The sequence below is a fragment of the Pelagibacterium montanilacus genome (assembly GCF_003992665.1).
GTDB classification, from domain to species: Bacteria; Pseudomonadota; Alphaproteobacteria; order Rhizobiales; family Devosiaceae; genus Pelagibacterium; species Pelagibacterium montanilacus.
The window spans coordinates 470,291-484,903 of the sequence record NZ_RZMX01000059.1; the positions used below are offsets into that span (position 1 = coordinate 470,291).

At 63.8% G+C, this 14,613-nt stretch carries 16 protein-coding genes and 1 pseudogene; 7 read left to right on the top strand and 10 right to left on the bottom strand.

The window, feature by feature from the left end; translation table 11 throughout:
• Positions 1 to 15: 15 nt before the first annotated feature.
• The 7 genes and pseudogenes from EO136_RS18255 to EO136_RS18285 form a co-directional block, all read right to left on the bottom strand.
• Positions 16 to 1,509: a replicative DNA helicase gene (locus tag EO136_RS18255; RefSeq protein WP_127145817.1), complete on the bottom strand. Its 1,494-nt coding sequence runs from the start codon at positions 1,507 to 1,509 to the stop codon at positions 16 to 18.
• A gap of 197 nt (positions 1,510 to 1,706) precedes the next feature.
• Positions 1,707 to 2,306, bottom strand: a complete 600-nt coding sequence (rplI, locus tag EO136_RS18260; protein ID WP_127145818.1) for a 50S ribosomal protein L9 — start codon at positions 2,304 to 2,306, stop codon at positions 1,707 to 1,709.
• Between the two features lie 94 nt (positions 2,307 to 2,400).
• Entirely contained in the window at positions 2,401 to 2,655 is a 255-nt protein-coding gene (gene rpsR, locus EO136_RS18265) for a 30S ribosomal protein S18 (protein ID WP_127145819.1), read from the bottom strand.
• A gap of 23 nt (positions 2,656 to 2,678) precedes the next feature.
• Positions 2,679 to 3,032: pseudogene (rpsF, locus tag EO136_RS18270) on the bottom strand (30S ribosomal protein S6); the annotation flags it as partial.
• Positions 3,033 to 3,304: 272 nt separating this feature from the next.
• Entirely contained in the window at positions 3,305 to 3,643 is a 339-nt protein-coding gene (locus tag EO136_RS18275; protein WP_127145821.1) for an ArsR/SmtB family transcription factor, read from the bottom strand.
• Between the two features lie 21 nt (positions 3,644 to 3,664).
• Positions 3,665 to 4,633, bottom strand: a complete 969-nt coding sequence (locus EO136_RS18280; RefSeq protein ID WP_127145822.1) for a cation diffusion facilitator family transporter — start codon at positions 4,631 to 4,633, stop codon at positions 3,665 to 3,667.
• A gap of 133 nt (positions 4,634 to 4,766) precedes the next feature.
• Positions 4,767 to 5,237: a VOC family protein gene (locus tag EO136_RS18285; RefSeq protein ID WP_127145823.1), complete on the bottom strand. Its 471-nt coding sequence runs from the start codon at positions 5,235 to 5,237 to the stop codon at positions 4,767 to 4,769.
• A gap of 265 nt (positions 5,238 to 5,502) precedes the next feature.
• Here EO136_RS18285 and fabD point away from each other — a divergent pair, with 265 nt between their 5' ends.
• From fabD to gmk, 7 genes are all read left to right on the top strand, one after another.
• Positions 5,503 to 6,450: an ACP S-malonyltransferase gene (gene fabD / locus EO136_RS18290; protein WP_127145824.1), complete on the top strand. Its 948-nt coding sequence runs from the start codon at positions 5,503 to 5,505 to the stop codon at positions 6,448 to 6,450.
• Between the two features lie 22 nt (positions 6,451 to 6,472).
• Positions 6,473 to 7,210, top strand: a complete 738-nt coding sequence (gene fabG / locus EO136_RS18295; protein WP_127145825.1) for a 3-oxoacyl-[acyl-carrier-protein] reductase — start codon at positions 6,473 to 6,475, stop codon at positions 7,208 to 7,210.
• Positions 7,211 to 7,437: 227 nt separating this feature from the next.
• Positions 7,438 to 7,674 (top strand): acyl carrier protein, encoded by a 237-nt coding sequence (locus EO136_RS18300; protein WP_127145826.1) that lies wholly within the window; start codon positions 7,438 to 7,440, stop codon positions 7,672 to 7,674.
• A 33-nt stretch (positions 7,675 to 7,707) separates the two neighbouring features.
• Positions 7,708 to 8,970 carry a beta-ketoacyl-ACP synthase II gene (gene fabF / locus EO136_RS18305; protein ID WP_127145876.1) on the top strand — a complete coding sequence of 421 codons (1,263 nt, stop codon included), beginning with the start codon at positions 7,708 to 7,710 and terminating at the stop codon, positions 8,968 to 8,970.
• A 97-nt stretch (positions 8,971 to 9,067) separates the two neighbouring features.
• A complete protein-coding gene (mltG, locus tag EO136_RS18310; protein WP_127145827.1) occupies positions 9,068 to 10,237 on the top strand; it encodes an endolytic transglycosylase MltG in 1,170 nt (389 codons plus the stop codon).
• Positions 10,238 to 10,292: 55 nt separating this feature from the next.
• A complete protein-coding gene (locus EO136_RS18315; RefSeq protein ID WP_164730689.1) occupies positions 10,293 to 11,165 on the top strand; it encodes a YicC/YloC family endoribonuclease in 873 nt (290 codons plus the stop codon).
• Between the two features lie 4 nt (positions 11,166 to 11,169).
• Positions 11,170 to 11,811: a guanylate kinase gene (gene gmk / locus EO136_RS18320; protein WP_127145829.1), complete on the top strand. Its 642-nt coding sequence runs from the start codon at positions 11,170 to 11,172 to the stop codon at positions 11,809 to 11,811.
• 10 nt (positions 11,812 to 11,821) lie between these two features.
• Here gmk and rsmA read toward each other — a convergent pair whose 3' ends face one another.
• From rsmA to EO136_RS18335, 3 genes are read right to left on the bottom strand one after another with little or no spacing between them, the layout of a single operon-like run.
• Positions 11,822 to 12,676, bottom strand: coding sequence for a 16S rRNA (adenine(1518)-N(6)/adenine(1519)-N(6))-dimethyltransferase RsmA (rsmA, locus tag EO136_RS18325; RefSeq protein WP_127145830.1), 855 nt, complete (start codon positions 12,674 to 12,676; stop codon positions 11,822 to 11,824).
• The gene (gene pdxA / locus EO136_RS18330; protein ID WP_127145831.1) at positions 12,673 to 13,668 is read right to left on the bottom strand and encodes a 4-hydroxythreonine-4-phosphate dehydrogenase PdxA; all 996 of its coding nucleotides are present in this window, start codon (positions 13,666 to 13,668) and stop codon (positions 12,673 to 12,675) included. Before pdxA ends, rsmA begins: the two co-directional genes overlap by 4 nt.
• 11 nt (positions 13,669 to 13,679) lie before the next feature.
• Positions 13,680 to 14,594: a peptidylprolyl isomerase gene (locus tag EO136_RS18335; RefSeq protein WP_127145832.1), complete on the bottom strand. Its 915-nt coding sequence runs from the start codon at positions 14,592 to 14,594 to the stop codon at positions 13,680 to 13,682.
• Positions 14,595 to 14,613 lie beyond the last annotated feature (19 nt).

The window sequence follows — 14,613 nt, forward strand, 5'->3', positions numbered from 1 at the left end:
GCGGCCAGTTTCCGGTTATTCACCCCGGATCGGCATATAGTCCTCGCGGGCAAGGTTCGAGAAGCGCGTGAGATTGGCCTGGAAGTGAAGCTGGACGGTGCCCGTGGGCCCGTGACGCTGCTTGGCGATGATCACTTCGGCCCGTCCGTGGACCTTTTCCATCTCGGCCTGCCATTCGAGATGTTCCTGGGTGCCCTCCTTGGGCTCCTTGTTCCCCAGATAATATTCGTCGCGATAAACGAACAGCACCACGTCCGCGTCCTGTTCGATGGAGCCTGATTCGCGAAGGTCCGAGAGCTGGGGACGCTTGTCCTCGCGTGATTCGACCTGACGCGAGAGCTGCGACAGGGCGATGATCGGCACTTCGAGCTCCTTGGCCAGCGCCTTAAGCGATGTGGTGATCTCGGTGAGCTCCTGCACCCGGTTCTCACTGGACTTGCGCGAGGATCCCGAAAGAAGCTGAAGATAATCCACGATCAGCAGATCCAGGCCCTTCTGCCGCTTGAGCCGGCGGGCGCGGGCCGCGAGCTGGGCGATCGAGATGCCGCCCGTATCGTCGATATAGAGCGGCACCTGGGCCATCAGGTTGGAGGTGTCGACCAGCTTGGCGTACTGGCTTTCGTGAATGTTGCCGCGCCGGATGTCGGAGGAGGAAATTTCGGACTGCTCGGCCAGAATACGGGTGGCGAGCTGCTCGGCGCTCATCTCGAGACTGAAAAAGCCTACGACACCGCCATTTATCGTCTTCATGTGCCCGTCGGGCATCGGCTCTGACTTGAAGGCCTTGGCGACGGCAAAGGCGATATTGGTGGCCAGCGACGTCTTGCCCATGGCCGGGCGCGCCGCAAGGATGATGAGGTCCGAGCGCTGCAGGCCGCCCATCAGGCGGTCGAGATCGACGAGGCTTGTCGCGGTGCCCGAGAGCGATCCGTCCCGGCTGTAGGCCTCTCCGGCCATGTTGATCGCTTCGATCAGCGCCTGGTTAAAGCCCAGGAACCCGCCATCGTAGCGCCCCTTCTCGGCAAGGTCGAACAGGCGCTTTTCGGCCTCCTCGATCTGCTTGGACGACGACGTTTCCACGTCCGCATTGTAGGCGCTGTCGATAACCTCCTCGCCGATCAGGATCAGGTTCCGGCGAATCGCCAGATCGTAGATCGCCTGGCCGTAGTCGGCCGCGTTCAGGACGGTGGTGGCTTCGGCGGCGAGGCGGGCCAGATACTGGGCCATGGTGACGCCCTCGATGAGGTCGTCGGGCAGGTAGGTCTTTGCGGTGATCGGGGTGGCGGTCTTGCCCGAGCGCACGATCTTGCCGCAGACCTCGTAGATCTCGCGGTGGACGGCCTCGTAGAAGTGGATCGGCTCGAGAAAGTCCGAGACGCGATAGAACGCCTCGTTGTTGACCAGAATCGCGCCCAGCAGGGCCTGTTCGGCTTCGATGTTGTGAGGTGCGAGCCGGTATTTCTGTTCGGAATCCCTGGCCTGGGGCTCCAGCCGCCTTAGCGCTTCCATGACAGGCTTCTTGTTGTGAACGGTGTAGCCGATGTCATAAGGGCCGCGACCGAAATCGCAATGCCTGTTCGGCCTGTTCAGAGTTATTCAGGCCCTGTGCATCGTCAATGGGAATTGCGGGGAAAACCTTTCGGGGCCCACAATGAAAAAGGCCGGACACAGGGCCCGGCCTTCTCGATTGAGGTGAAGGGAAACGCTCAGGCGTCCTGATCGTCTTCCGCGTCCGAAGCCTCGCCGGCCTCGCCCTCGAACTCTTCGTCTTCCGATGCGTCTTCCTCGACGATCTCTTCGCGGTCGTCGTCGTAGTTCTTGACCGTGAGGTCTTCGCCCGACGCCTGGCGCTCGGCTTCGTCAGCGGAGCGTGCGACGTTGACCGCGATGGTCACGCTCACTTCCGCGTGCAGGCTGACGATCACCTCGTGCAGACCGACGGCCTTGATCGGGGCGGCCAGGTCGACCTGGTTCCGCTCGATCCTGGCGCCATCGGCGATGAGGGCCTCAGCGATATCGCGCGCCGAAACCGAACCGTAAAGCTGTCCGGTTTCGCCGGCCTGACGGACCATGACGATGGTCTTGCCCTTGAGCGAGCCGGCGTTCTTCTCGGCTTCGGAACGACGCTCGGCATTGCGAGCCTCGATCACCTGACGCTCGGCCTCGAAGCGGGCACGGTTGCCGTCCGAAGCGCGAAGCGCCTTGCCCTGGGGCAGAAGGAAATTCCGGCCGAAGCCGTTCTTGACGGTAACTTCGTCGCCGATCGTGCCCAGACGGCCGATACGCTCGAGCAGAATGACTTTCATGATTATTTCTCCAATGCTGTCCCGTCCGCAGACGGTTAGAAAGCCGGGCCCATCCCGGCTTCCAGCCAGGCAGCGCTTGCTTGCGCTGCCTTCGTTACTTCACGGCGTAGGGCAGCAGACCCAGGAACCGCGAGCGCTTGATGGCACGGGCCAGCTCACGCTGCTTTTTCGCGGAAACCGCGGTGATGCGCGAAGGCACGATCTTGCCGCGCTCGGAAACATAACGCTGCAGAAGGCGCACGTCCTTGTAGTCGATGGTCGGCGCATTGGCGCCCGAGAACGGGCAGGTCTTGCGGCGACGCTGGAAGGGACGACGGGTCTGGGAAGTGGTCAGATTGCGAATAGCCATAGCTCATGCACTCCTTACTAGCGCCGCGGGCCGCGCGGGCGGTCTGCCCGATCGTCACGCTTCTGCATCATCACCGAAGGTCCTTCTTCATGGACATCCACGCGGATGGTCATGAAGCGCAGAACGTCTTCGTTGATGCGCATCTGGCGCTCCATCTCGGCGACGGCTGCTGCCGGTGCGTCGATGTTGAGAAGCGTATAATGCGCCTTGCGGTTCTTGTTGATCCGGTAGGACAGGGACTTCACGCCCCAGTACTCAGTGTTTGCGACCTTGCCGCCATTCTCGGCGAGAAGATCGGAATAGGTCTTGGTCAGATCCTCGACCTGCTGCGCGGAAACGTCCTGGCGCGACAGGAAGATATGCTCGTAAAGGGGCATAGGGTGCCTTTCTAAGCGGTTGCATTACCATTGCATCGCTGGCGCGGAGCCTCCTTGATGCCCTCGAAAGGCAACAAAGGTTCATCACAAAGAGCGGGAACACTGGAGGCCGGGCCAATTCTGACAGCCCATTTCATGTCGATGACACTCAACACGAAACCCTCCGTTCAGCCCCCGGCCGAACGAATGCAAGGCGGTGTCTATAGTGGACGGGCCGGCAAATCAAGCGTTTCGTGGGCCACCGGTCGGCGACCAGGGCGCCAAGCGGCGCGTCAGGAGCCGCGACCGGGCGATGCCTCGTGCTCGTGGGAGCCATGGTCCTCATTGATGTGGGTGGCCATGTCCACGAGCATGCCTGTGACATGGTCGTCTGCGAGCTCGTAGAAGACCTGACGCGATTGTCTCTGGCTCCTGACCAGCCGAGCGGCCCTGAGCAGGCGCAGATGATGACTGACCAGGGTCTGGGAAAGGTCCAGGCTCGACGCGATGTCGCCGACCGATCGCGGGCCGGGCAGGCAGAAAAAGAGGATCCGCAACCGCGTCGGGTCCCCCAGGAGCCGGAACGTCTCGGAGAGAATGGTGATGTCATTGAGGGGCGGGACGTGCTGCAAGCGGGGCGATCCTGGCGGGCGTCAGACGTGGGCATGATGATGGGCGCGCGCCTCGGGATCAAGACAGCACGGCTCTTCCGCCGCGTTCCATTCGACCGCTACGGTCGCGTGGTCGATGCCGAACCGGTCATGCAACGCGTTTTCCACCGACCGGGTGACGCGCGCAGCATTGGCGTCGGTATCGGGCCGCACATGAAGGGTCGCAAGTGTGCGACCCGAGCTGAGCGACCATACATGGATATGGCGCACTTCCTCGACCCCGGCGACGTTTGACCGCAGGTGATGGCCGATCATGTCTGGCGTGGCGTGCTCGGGCGCGCCCTCGATCAGGATATGGAGCGACGTGGCCATCAGTCCCCAGGCGGACCGCAGGATCAGCAGGGCGACGAGGACCGAAAGGATCGGATCGATGGGCATCCACCCGGTGATCTGGATCACGACCGCAGCGGCAATCGCGCCGACCGAGCCGAGAAGATCGCCCATCACATGGAGCGCGGCGCCCCGGATGTTGACGTGCCCGGTATCGGCCCGGCTGAGAATCCAGAGGACCACGAGATTGACGATCAGCCCGACCACGGCGACCGCGAGCATGGGGCCGGCCAGAACCTCATGGGGCTGCCAAAGGCGATTCCAGGCTTCGTAAGCGATGTAGATCACGATGGCGAACAGCGTCAGGGCGTTGACGAACCCGGCCACGACCTCGAACCGAAGGTACCCGAAGGTCCTGCGCGCGTCGGGCGGGCGGCGGGCGAACCGAAAAGCGAGGTAGGCGAGCGCAAGCGCCGCAGCGTCGGTCATCATGTGCCCGGCATCGGCAAGCAATGCGAGCGAGCCCGACAGCACGCCGCCCACGACCTCGACGATCATGAACGAGAAGATCAGAACGAACGAAACCAGTATGCTGCGTTCGTTCTGTCGGGTGACGGCGGGTGTGTGGTCGTGGGTGTGATCGTGGGTCACATTGGCCTCGGAATTGACAAGTGAACACATGAATACCTATTCATGCATTGATGTGTCAATGCCTGTGGCCTGGTCGGACGGACGATGGCCCCAGAGGGGACGGGCAAAGCCCCCCGAAGGGGCGAGAGCAGGGACCGCGATCTCAGGGAGAGGCCGATACCTTTCAGGCTCTGGCCGCAGCTTCGAGCCCTTCTATATCGAACTTCACCATCTTGAGCATGGCCTGGGTGACGCGGCGGCCGACCTCCGGATCGGGATCGCTCATCAGCTCGCCGAGCCGTGTGGGCGCGATCTGCCAGCACAGGCCCCAGCGGTCCCGGAGCCATCCGCACTGCTCGGTGGAGCCGCCCTCACCAAGCGCATCCCAGAGGCGATCGATCTCCTGCTGGGTGTCGCATTCCACCATGACGGAAAAGCTGTGGTTGAAGGGATCGAGCGGACCGGCCTGGATAGCCATGTAGCGCTGGTCTCCTAATGTGAATGATGCCATGGGCACTGCGCCCTCCGGGCCGCTGGGCGTGTCTCCGGGAATGGCCTGTATCCACTCGATCGCCGAGCCGGGGATCAGGGAGACATAGAGGTCGAGCGCGGCCTTCATGTCCTTTTCGAACCAGAGATGCTGGGTGACTTTCATGAGAAATCTCCTCTCTATAGGGCTGCGCCTTTCTGACGCCCGGACCAAGGACGAATGGTGGTCGGCCGGGCCGACATGCTGGCTCCCATTTCTGCGCGACGTCCACTGCGTTGTTGGTCTCACGGGCCGGCGAGGGCCCGGTTCGGCTTGACTCGTGCCCGCTTTGAGGGCACCTCCCGGCCTGAATGGGACATCGCCGCAGCTTCATTGCCTGTGGCCTTTCCAACACAAAGATTGTTTTGAACCCGGAGTTTCAGAGGGCGCCATGGTCAAATCGGCATTCACCTTTCCAGGCCAGGGCAGCCAGGCCGTCGGCATGGCGCGCGATCTCGCCGATGCGTTTCCCGAGGCACGGGCCGTGCTGGACGAAGTCGACGAGGCGCTCGGCGTCAAACTCTCTCAGATCATGTTCGAGGGGCCGGACGATACGCTGCGGCTGACCGAGAACGCCCAGCCTGCCCTGATGGCCTCGTCCATGGCGGTGGTGCGGGTGCTCAAGGCGCGGGGCGTGGTGCTTGCAGACATCGCCAGCTACGTTGCCGGCCATTCGCTGGGCGAATATTCGGCACTGTGCGCGGCGGGCACCTTCTCGCTGGCCGACACCGCCCGGCTTCTCCAGATTCGCGGCCGCGCCATGCAGCAGGCCGTGCCCGTGGGGCAGGGCGCCATGGCGGCGATCCTGGGGCTGAGCATGGACGTCGTACGCGAGATCGCCGAGGCTGCGTCCGTCGATGAGATCTGCGACGTGGCAAATGACAACTCGCCGGGCCAGGTCGTCGTTTCAGGGAACGTTGGGGCGATCGATCGGGCCATTGCCCTTGCCAAGGAGAAGGGCGCCAAGCGGGCCCTGCCGCTGCCGGTCAGCGCACCTTTCCACTGCGCGCTGATGAAGCCCGCCGCAGAAGCGATGAGGGACGCGCTATCGACCGTCGATATGAAGGCGCCCTCGGTGCCGCTGGTTGCCAACGTCACCGCGCGCCCGATCACCGACCCCGAAGAAATCCGCTCAAGACTGGTCGAGCAGGTCACCGGAATGGTGCGCTGGACCGAGACCGTGCAGTGGCTGGCCGGGGAAGGGCAGGTCGAGATGTTCTACGAGCTGGGCACCGGCAAGGTTCTGACCGGGCTTGCAAAGAGAATAGACGGAACGCTGAGCGCGCAGGCCATCGGGACGCCCGCCGATATCGAGGCATTCCTCGCCGCGCGCGGCTGACACAGAAGGAAAGAGTGAAGTGATGTTCGATCTGACGGGAAAGCGTGCGCTGGTCACCGGCGCGAGCGGGGGCATCGGGAGTGCCATCGCAAAGGCCCTGGCCGAGCAGGGCGCCGAAGTGGCCCTGAGCGGCACGCGGACGGGCGCCCTCGAGGACGTGGCCGCGACGATAGATGGCAAGACCCACATCCTGCCATGCAATCTGAGCGACCTGGATGCGGTGGAGCGGCTTGTGCCGCAGGCCGAAGAGGCCCTTGGCGGGCTCGACATCCTAATCAACAACGCCGGCATGACGCGGGATAACATCTTCATGCGCATGAAGGACGAGGAATGGGACGATGTCCTCGCCATCAACCTCACCGCGCCGTTCCACCTGACGCGAGCGGCCATTCGCGGCATGATGAAGCGCCGGTTCGGCCGCATCATCTCGATCACCTCGGTGGTGGGTGTGGTGGGCAATCCCGGGCAGGGCAATTACGCGGCCTCCAAGGCCGGGCTCGCGGGCATGTCAAAATCTCTGGCCTATGAGGTGGCCAGCCGCGGCATCACGGTCAACACCATCGCGCCGGGATTCATCGGTTCGGCAATGACCGACGAGCTCAACGACAAGCAGCGCGAGGCGATTCTCCAGAAGGTACCCGCGAGCCGGCTGGGGACATCGGAAGAAATCGCGGCCTGCGCGGCATTCCTTTCGAGCGCCGAGGCGGCCTACATCACCGGCCACACGCTGAACGTCAATGGCGGCATGGTCATGATCTAGCCCCAATTTCAGGGCTTGCACGCGCTGGCATTGCCGATATGGTCATGGCCAACAAAGTGTGATAATTGCGCCGGCACGGCGTGTCCGGATAGGGTTGGGAAATCGCAGGCTGAACCGGTTCTTTTTCCTGCCCTGGCACACGAAATGGCACGCACCCGCGATCTCCGCGTCGAATGCCGGATCTCAGAAAACAACATCATCGTCAGACTGAAATAGAGGAAGTCAACATGAGCGACATTGAAGATCGCGTCCGTAAGATCGTTGTGGAGCACTTGAACGTCGAAGCCGACAAAGTCACCGAGAAGGCCAGCTTCATGGACGATCTGGGCGCGGATTCGCTCGATCAGGTCGAGCTGGTCATGGCTTTCGAGGAAGAGTTCGGCGTGGAAATCCCCGACGACGCTGCCGAATCGATCCAGACCTTCGGGGACGCCGTCGCGTTCCTGTCCAAGGCGACATCGTAAGCGCGTCCGCGTTACGGTTCTCACACCATGAGATTGCGCCGCGTTGTTGTCACCGGCCTCGGGATCGTCAGCCCTCTGGGCGTGGGTCACGAAGTCGTCTGGTCAAACCTCCTCGCGTCCAAGAGCGGGGCGCGTCGCGTCGATGATTTTGAGGTAGGCGATCTGCCCTGTCAGATCGCCTGCCGCATTCCCCTCGGCTCGTCCGAGGAGGGCAAGTTCAATCCAGATGACTGGATGGAGCCCAAGGAACAGCGCAAGGTCGATCCCTTCATCGTCTTTGCCATGGCCGCGTCCACCCAGGCGCTGCGCGATTCCGGGTTCGCGGCCAAAACCACCGAACAGCAGGAACGGACCGGTGTTCTCATAGGCTCGGGCATCGGCGGGATCGGGGGCATCAACGATGCCGCGATCACCCTCAAGGAAAAGGGCCCGCGTCGGATCAGCCCCTTCTTCATTCCCGGGCGCCTGATCAATCTCGCATCGGGCTATGTCTCGATCGAACACGGGCTCAAGGGACCCAATCATTCGGTCGTCACCGCATGCTCCACCGGTGCGCACGCCATTGGCGATGCCGCCCGGCTGATTGCGCTCGATGATGCCGATGTGATGGTCGCGGGCGGGGCGGAATCCCCGGTCAATCGCCTCTCGCTGGCAGGTTTTGCCGCGTGCAGGGCGCTCTCCACCGGTTTCAACGATGCGCCCGAGAAAGGGTCGCGGCCCTATGACAAGGATCGCGACGGCTTCGTGATGGGCGAAGGCGCCGGCGTGGTGGTGCTCGAGGAATACGAGCACGCCAAGGCGCGCGGCGCACACATTTATGCGGAAGTGGTGGGATATGGGCTTTCGGGCGATGCCCACCATATCACCGCGCCCGCCGAGGACGGCAATGGCGGGTACCGGTCAATGGCCGCAGCGCTCAAGCGCGCCGGGTTGCAAGCGTCCGATATCGACTACATCAATGCCCACGGTACATCCACGCCATTGGGTGACGAGATCGAGCTTGGCGCCGTGACGCGCCTGCTTGGCGAGCATGCGCCCAATGTGGTGATGAGCTCCACGAAATCGGCCGTTGGGCACCTGCTTGGTGCCGCCGGGGCGGTCGAAGCGATCTTCTCGCTCATGGCGATCCGCGACAACATCGCGCCGCCGACGATCAATCTGGACAACCCGTCGGTGGAGACCGCGATCAATCTCGCGCCTCACAAGCCCGTGGAAAAGACGATCGACGTGGCGCTCTCCAATTCGTTCGGCTTCGGGGGCACCAATGCGTCCCTGATCTTCAGCAGGGCGGATTGAACCAGACACCGGCATTTGCCTGAACCATGCCTGCGGCATGTGACGGTCCACGGGCAGTCATTGTGACACGTATCGAGACGAGGGGACGAACGCCGCGATGGCCGAGCCGAAAAAGAGCAGGAAAAAGAAGAAGAAGCAGAGGCGGCGCTCCAACGGCTTCGTCGATGTGATCAACGGGCTGCTGAGCCTTGTTCTTCTTGGCCTTGTGGTTGTGGGCGGCGCCGTTCTTTTCGGTATTTCCAGCTTCAATGCCGACAGCGCCATCCCCGAAGACCGCTCGTTCGTCGTCGAGCAGGGAAATGCGCTGGCAACGGTCGCCAACCGTCTGCAGGAGCAGGGCTTGATCTCCAACGCCATGGTCTTTCGGCTGGGCGCGATCGCCATGCGGCGGGATACCGACATTCTCGCCGGCGAATTCAACATCGCCGCCGGATCGTCCATGTCCGATATCCTGCGCGAGATCACCGAGGGCACACCGATCCAGCTTCAGGTTGTGGTGCCCGAGGGCTTTACCTCATGGCAGGTCGTGGCCCGGGTGGACGCGAACACGCACCTGACCGGCAGCATCGACGTCATGCCGCCCGAGGGATCGCTGCTGCCGGGTGCCTATGCCTACAGGCGGGGCGATACACGCCAGTCGGTGATCGACCGGATGACCGCCGCCATGGACGCGGCGATCGAGGACGTATGGGCCGGGCGAGCGGACGACCTGCCGATCGACACGCCCGAGGAGATGGTGATCCTCGCGTCCATCATCGAGAAGGAAACCGCCGTTGCCGATGAACGCGGCCTTGTGGCCGGTGTGTTCACCAACCGGCTCGAGATCGGCATGCGTCTGCAGTCGGACCCCACCATCATCTATGGAATTACCCTCGGCGAGGGGACGCTCGGGCGTGGGCTGCGGCGGTCCGAGATCGACGAGGTCACGCCCTACAACACCTACCAGATCGACGGCTTGCCGCCTGGGCCCATAGCCAATCCCGGGATCGAGGCCCTGGAAGCTGCCGCGAATCCGACCGAAACGACAGCTCTGTACTTCGTTGCCGACGGCACCGGCGGGCACGCCTTTGCGGACAGCTATCGCGAGCATCAGGACAACGTTGCGGCCTGGCGCGAGATCGAGCGCCAGCGGGCGGAGCAGGCCGCCGAGGCAGAGGCGCAGGCGGCGATGGACGCCATTGCCGAAGCCGAGGCCGAGGAGGCCGGCGAGGTGGTGGACGATGAGCCTGCCGCCGACGAGGCCGTGCCGGCCGAAGAGGGCGTGTGACCCCTGCATCCCGCGCCCGACAAGGAGTGCCCCATTGAGCAACCCGCTAGCCAGTATGACCGGGTTCGGCCGCGCTGAAATCCTTATCGAGGGCATCAGCGTCCAGAGCGAAGTGCGGTCGGTCAACGGGCGGGGGCTCGACGTCCGCACGCGGCTGGCCAGCGGGTTCGAGCAAATCGAGACCGATCTGCGGCGGATCCTGGGCAAGCACCTGACGCGGGGCTCGGTGACGCTGTCGCTGTCCGCACAACGCGAGAGTACCCCCGGCGAGATCGTGGTCAACCGGCAGGCCCTTGATACCGTTCTCGACATCGCCGCCGAACTGGGCACGCGGATCGATGCGCGTCGGCCCTCGATAGACGGAATTCTTGCCCTCAAGGGCGTGCTGGAGCCGCGCGACCGGCCAGTGACGGCTCAATTGCAGGAGCGGCTCGACGATGCCGCACGCCAGTGCGTGGACGCCGCAGCGCTCGCACTGGCCGAGAGCCGGGCGCGCGAAGGGGTGCATCTGGGCGCGTTGATCACCGCGCGGCTCGACGAGATCGCGAATCTGACCGCCAGCGCCGAAGCTCATCCCTCCCGCACGCGCGAAGCGATACTGGCGCGGCTGACCTCCCAGGTGGAGATGCTGCTGCAATCGGAAAACGGGCTGAGCGAAGACCGGCTGCATGCCGAAGCGGTGCTGCTCGCCACCAAGGCTGATATCCGCGAGGAACTGGACCGGCTGGTGGCGCATGTCGCTGCAGCGCGCGCGCTGCTCCAGGGCGGTGGGCCGGTGGGGCGCAAGCTCGATTTCCTGTCCCAGGAATTCAACCGGGAAGCCAATACGCTCTGTTCAAAGAGCAATGATGTGAGCCTGACTGCGATCGGCCTTGACCTCAAGGCGGCGATCGATCAGTTACGGGAACAGGTTCAAAATCTGGAATAGTTTGATGGATTTCGCGCGCCGCGGCGTCATGCTCGTCATTGCTTCTCCCTCGGGCGCAGGCAAATCTTCCATATCCCGTGCCCTGTTTGCTCAGGACCCCAACATCCGGCTGTCGGTCTCGGTGACCACGCGCCCGCGCCGCACCGATGAAATTCACGGCACCCACTATTATTTCATCGACGTCGCCGAATTCGAGCGGATGCGCGATCAGGGCGAGTTGCTGGAGTGGGCGGAAGTCCACGGCAATTTCTACGGCACGCCCCGCGCCAAGGTCGAGGAACGGCTTTCGGCGGGCAAGGATATCCTGTTCGATATCGACTATCAGGGGACGCTGCAGCTTTACGAGAACTGCCGCGAGGACATGGCGACGGTGTTCATCCTGCCGCCCTCGATTGCCGAGTTGCGCACCCGCCTAGAGCGGCGGGCGCAGGACAGCGTCGGGACCATCGAAAAGCGCCTGCGCAATGCGCGCAAGGAGATGGATCACTACAGCGAGTATGACTTCGTGCTGGTCAACGAGGACCTCGAGCAATCCGTGCAGATGGTCCGCTCGATCCTCGCCGGGGCGCGGTTGTCGCGCAAGCGCCAGACCGGCCTCGATGCCTTTGTTCGCGACCTGCAGGACCAGATTACCATCCCGTCCTGAACGGCAGCACTCAGGTCGACGTTGAGCGACTGTCGGCCACGTACCGCGTCATGGCCACGAACTGGGCGACGCTGAGCGTTTCGGCGCGCTCCTGACCCGTCACGCCAAGAGCTTCGAATAGCCCCTCGAGCGGCACGCCCAATCCCTTGAGGCTCTGCCGGATCATCTTGCGGCGCTGGCCGAAGGCATAGCGCGTCACCTCTTCGAGCGTGGACACGGGCACGTCCTCATCCACGGCCTTGGGCTCGAGATGGACAACGGCGGAGGACACCTTCGGTGGTGGGGTAAAGGCCGAGGGCGGCAGGGAGAGCGCGATCCGCGCTCTGGTGCGCCAGCCGGCAAGCACGCCCAGCCGCCCATACGCGGCAGCTCCGGAATCCGCGACGATCCGCTCGGCCACTTCCTTCTGGAACATCAGGGTCAGCGACTGGAACCAGGCGGGCCAAGGCTCGGCGGTGAGCCAGCCCGTCAGTAGAGGCGTCGCGATGTTGTAGGGCAGATTGGCAACGATCCGCGTGGGGCCATCCGCCAGGGCACGGTAATCGATCTCGAGGGCATCGGCGCTCAGGACCTCGAGGCGCCCAGGATAGGCCTCGGCGATCTGGGCGAGCGCGGGCAGGGTGCGTTCGTCCCGCTCGATGGCGATGACGCGGCGTGCGCCCGACGCCAGGAGCGCCCGGGTCAGCCCGCCCGGGCCCGGCCCCACTTCGATCACGGTGGATTCTGTCAGATCGCCCGCGGCCCGGGCAATCCGAGAGGTGAGGTTGAGATCGAGCAGAAAATTCTGCCCCAGCTCCTTGCGGGCGCGCAGATCATATTGCGCGATGACTTCGCGAAGCGGAGGCAGGTCGTCTATGACCGTCATGCCATGCGGTCCGCGAGCCTGATCGCTGCGAGCATGGACGCATCGGATGCCTTGCCCGTGCCGGCGAGTTCCAGGGCGGTGCCGTGATCGGGTGACGTGCGGACGAAAGGCAGGCCAAGGGTGACGTTCACCCCGCTGTCGAAAGCCAGGGTCTTGATGGGGATCAGCGCCTGGTCATGATACATGGCGATGACCGCGTCGAACTGGCGCCAATGGGGTGGATGGAAGATCGTATCTGCGGAGTGCGGGCCGTCGGCGGCAATGCCCTCGGCGCGCAATGCGGCGATGGCGGGCCCGATGATTTCGAGCTCCTCGCGCCCGATCATCCCGTCCTCGCCCGCATGGGGATTGAGCCCGGCAATCGCGAGCCTGGGTTTTTCGATGCCGAACCGTTCGGCAAGATCGCGTGCCACGATCCGGGCGGTGCGCAGGATTGCGTCCGCGGTGATGAGCCCCGGGACGCTGGCGAGGGGAACGTGAATGGTCAGCGGGACGACGCGGTGGCCCTCATGGGCCAGCATCATCACAGGCAGGGGTGTCTCTCCGTCGGCTTCGCAGAGCGCGGCAAGGAATTCGGTGTGGCCCGGATAGGCGAAGCCCGCTGCGTAGAGCACGGCCTTGTGGATGGGGGCCGTCACGAGGCCTCTGGCCGATCCGGCCATGACATCGGCCGCGGCCTTCTTGATCGCCCCGATCACGAGCGGAGCGCTGGCTTCCGAGAGCATGCCGGGATTGTCGTCGACCTCGGCCTCTATCGGCACCACCGGCAGCGCGCGGTCGAAGATACCGACCGCAGTCTCGGGGGTTGCTTCTTGGATCGCAATGTCGAGCCCGAGGCGCCTGGCCCTCGATGCCAGCAGTGCCGCGCTGCCATAGACCGCAAAGGGGGAGAGAGCGATTTCCCTGCGCCTGGCGTAAATCGAGACGATGACATCAGGGCCTACGCCTGCCGGCTCGCCCATGGAAAGGGCGAGCGGGGCTGTTCCGGACATGGTCAATCCCGTCAGTTCCGCACGATGATCGCGTTATCGCGCAGCCGGGCCAGATAGGCCTCGGCCTCGGCGGCAAGAGCCTCATTGCCGACTTCCTGACGCAGATCGCGTTTGATGAAGGTCAGGTCGCGGGCCGAAGCCTTCTCGCACACGGCCATCATCGAGACGCCATTATCCACCACCCGGGGGCTGGAGATCTGGCCCACGGTGAGCGAGGCCAGCTCATTGGCGAGCGCATCGGGAAGCTGGGTGGCGTGACGGCGACCAAGATCGCGGACCGCGGCGTCGTTGAACTGCACGGCGACGTCCACGGCGGTGTCGCAGCCCGAATAGCGGCTGCGGTACTGATTGGCTTCAGCCGTGCGGCGGGACGCGGACTGTCCGGACCCCTGGGGGATGATGAACAGCACTTCCTTGAGAATGTAGTCAAAGCTCATGGTCTCTTCGACCTGCTGCTCGGCCTGAACGTCGAGCTCGAGTTCCGAGATCTGCACGCGGGGCGTAACCACCTCCTGGACGACGCCCTGCCAGGCGATACCGGCCCGGATTCGACCGCGCAGCGTTTCGGGGTTCACTCCGTTCTGGGTGAGGATTTCGGAGAGGTTCGAGGGGCTCACCCGCATGTTGTTGGCCATGTTGGTGAAGGCCTGGTCCACCCGGCTATCGGCCACCGTGACGCCGATGCGGTTGGCCTCGGCCATCTTGAGCGCATCCTCGATCAGCTGATCCGTGGCGAGCTGGGTGCGATTTGCATTGCTGGAGCCCTGACCTTCGAGCCGCAGCAACTGGGCCCGGGCGTTGATTTCCTGGCCTGTGATGGTCTCGCCGTTGACCGTGATGTTCTGGGCCACCGCAGGGCCAGCCGTCAGCGCAAGACCTGCGAGGAGGGCGAGAACCGCTGCTTTGAACGAAAGTGCGCGTATCATGGTGTGTGCTCCCGCATCG

Coding starts and splice junctions, on each gene's coding strand:
- fabG (WP_127145825.1), top strand. CDS start 6,473: ATGTTCGATCTGACGGGAAAGCGTGCGCTGGTCACCGGCGCGAGCGGG.
- EO136_RS18335 (WP_127145832.1), bottom strand. CDS start 14,594: ATGATACGCGCACTTTCGTTCAAAGCAGCGGTTCTCGCCCTCCTCGCA.
- mltG (WP_127145827.1), top strand. CDS start 9,068: ATGGCCGAGCCGAAAAAGAGCAGGAAAAAGAAGAAGAAGCAGAGGCGG.
- EO136_RS18255 (WP_127145817.1), bottom strand. CDS start 1,509: ATGGAAGCGCTAAGGCGGCTGGAGCCCCAGGCCAGGGATTCCGAACAG.
- EO136_RS18315 (WP_164730689.1), top strand. CDS start 10,293: ATGACCGGGTTCGGCCGCGCTGAAATCCTTATCGAGGGCATCAGCGTC.
- rplI (WP_127145818.1), bottom strand. CDS start 2,306: ATGAAAGTCATTCTGCTCGAGCGTATCGGCCGTCTGGGCACGATCGGC.
- rpsR (WP_127145819.1), bottom strand. CDS start 2,655: ATGGCTATTCGCAATCTGACCACTTCCCAGACCCGTCGTCCCTTCCAG.
- fabD (WP_127145824.1), top strand. CDS start 5,503: ATGGTCAAATCGGCATTCACCTTTCCAGGCCAGGGCAGCCAGGCCGTC.
- gmk (WP_127145829.1), top strand. CDS start 11,170: ATGGATTTCGCGCGCCGCGGCGTCATGCTCGTCATTGCTTCTCCCTCG.
- rsmA (WP_127145830.1), bottom strand. CDS start 12,676: ATGACGGTCATAGACGACCTGCCTCCGCTTCGCGAAGTCATCGCGCAA.
- pdxA (WP_127145831.1), bottom strand. CDS start 13,668: ATGTCCGGAACAGCCCCGCTCGCCCTTTCCATGGGCGAGCCGGCAGGC.
- EO136_RS18300 (WP_127145826.1), top strand. CDS start 7,438: ATGAGCGACATTGAAGATCGCGTCCGTAAGATCGTTGTGGAGCACTTG.
- EO136_RS18280 (WP_127145822.1), bottom strand. CDS start 4,633: ATGTGTTCACTTGTCAATTCCGAGGCCAATGTGACCCACGATCACACC.
- EO136_RS18285 (WP_127145823.1), bottom strand. CDS start 5,237: ATGAAAGTCACCCAGCATCTCTGGTTCGAAAAGGACATGAAGGCCGCG.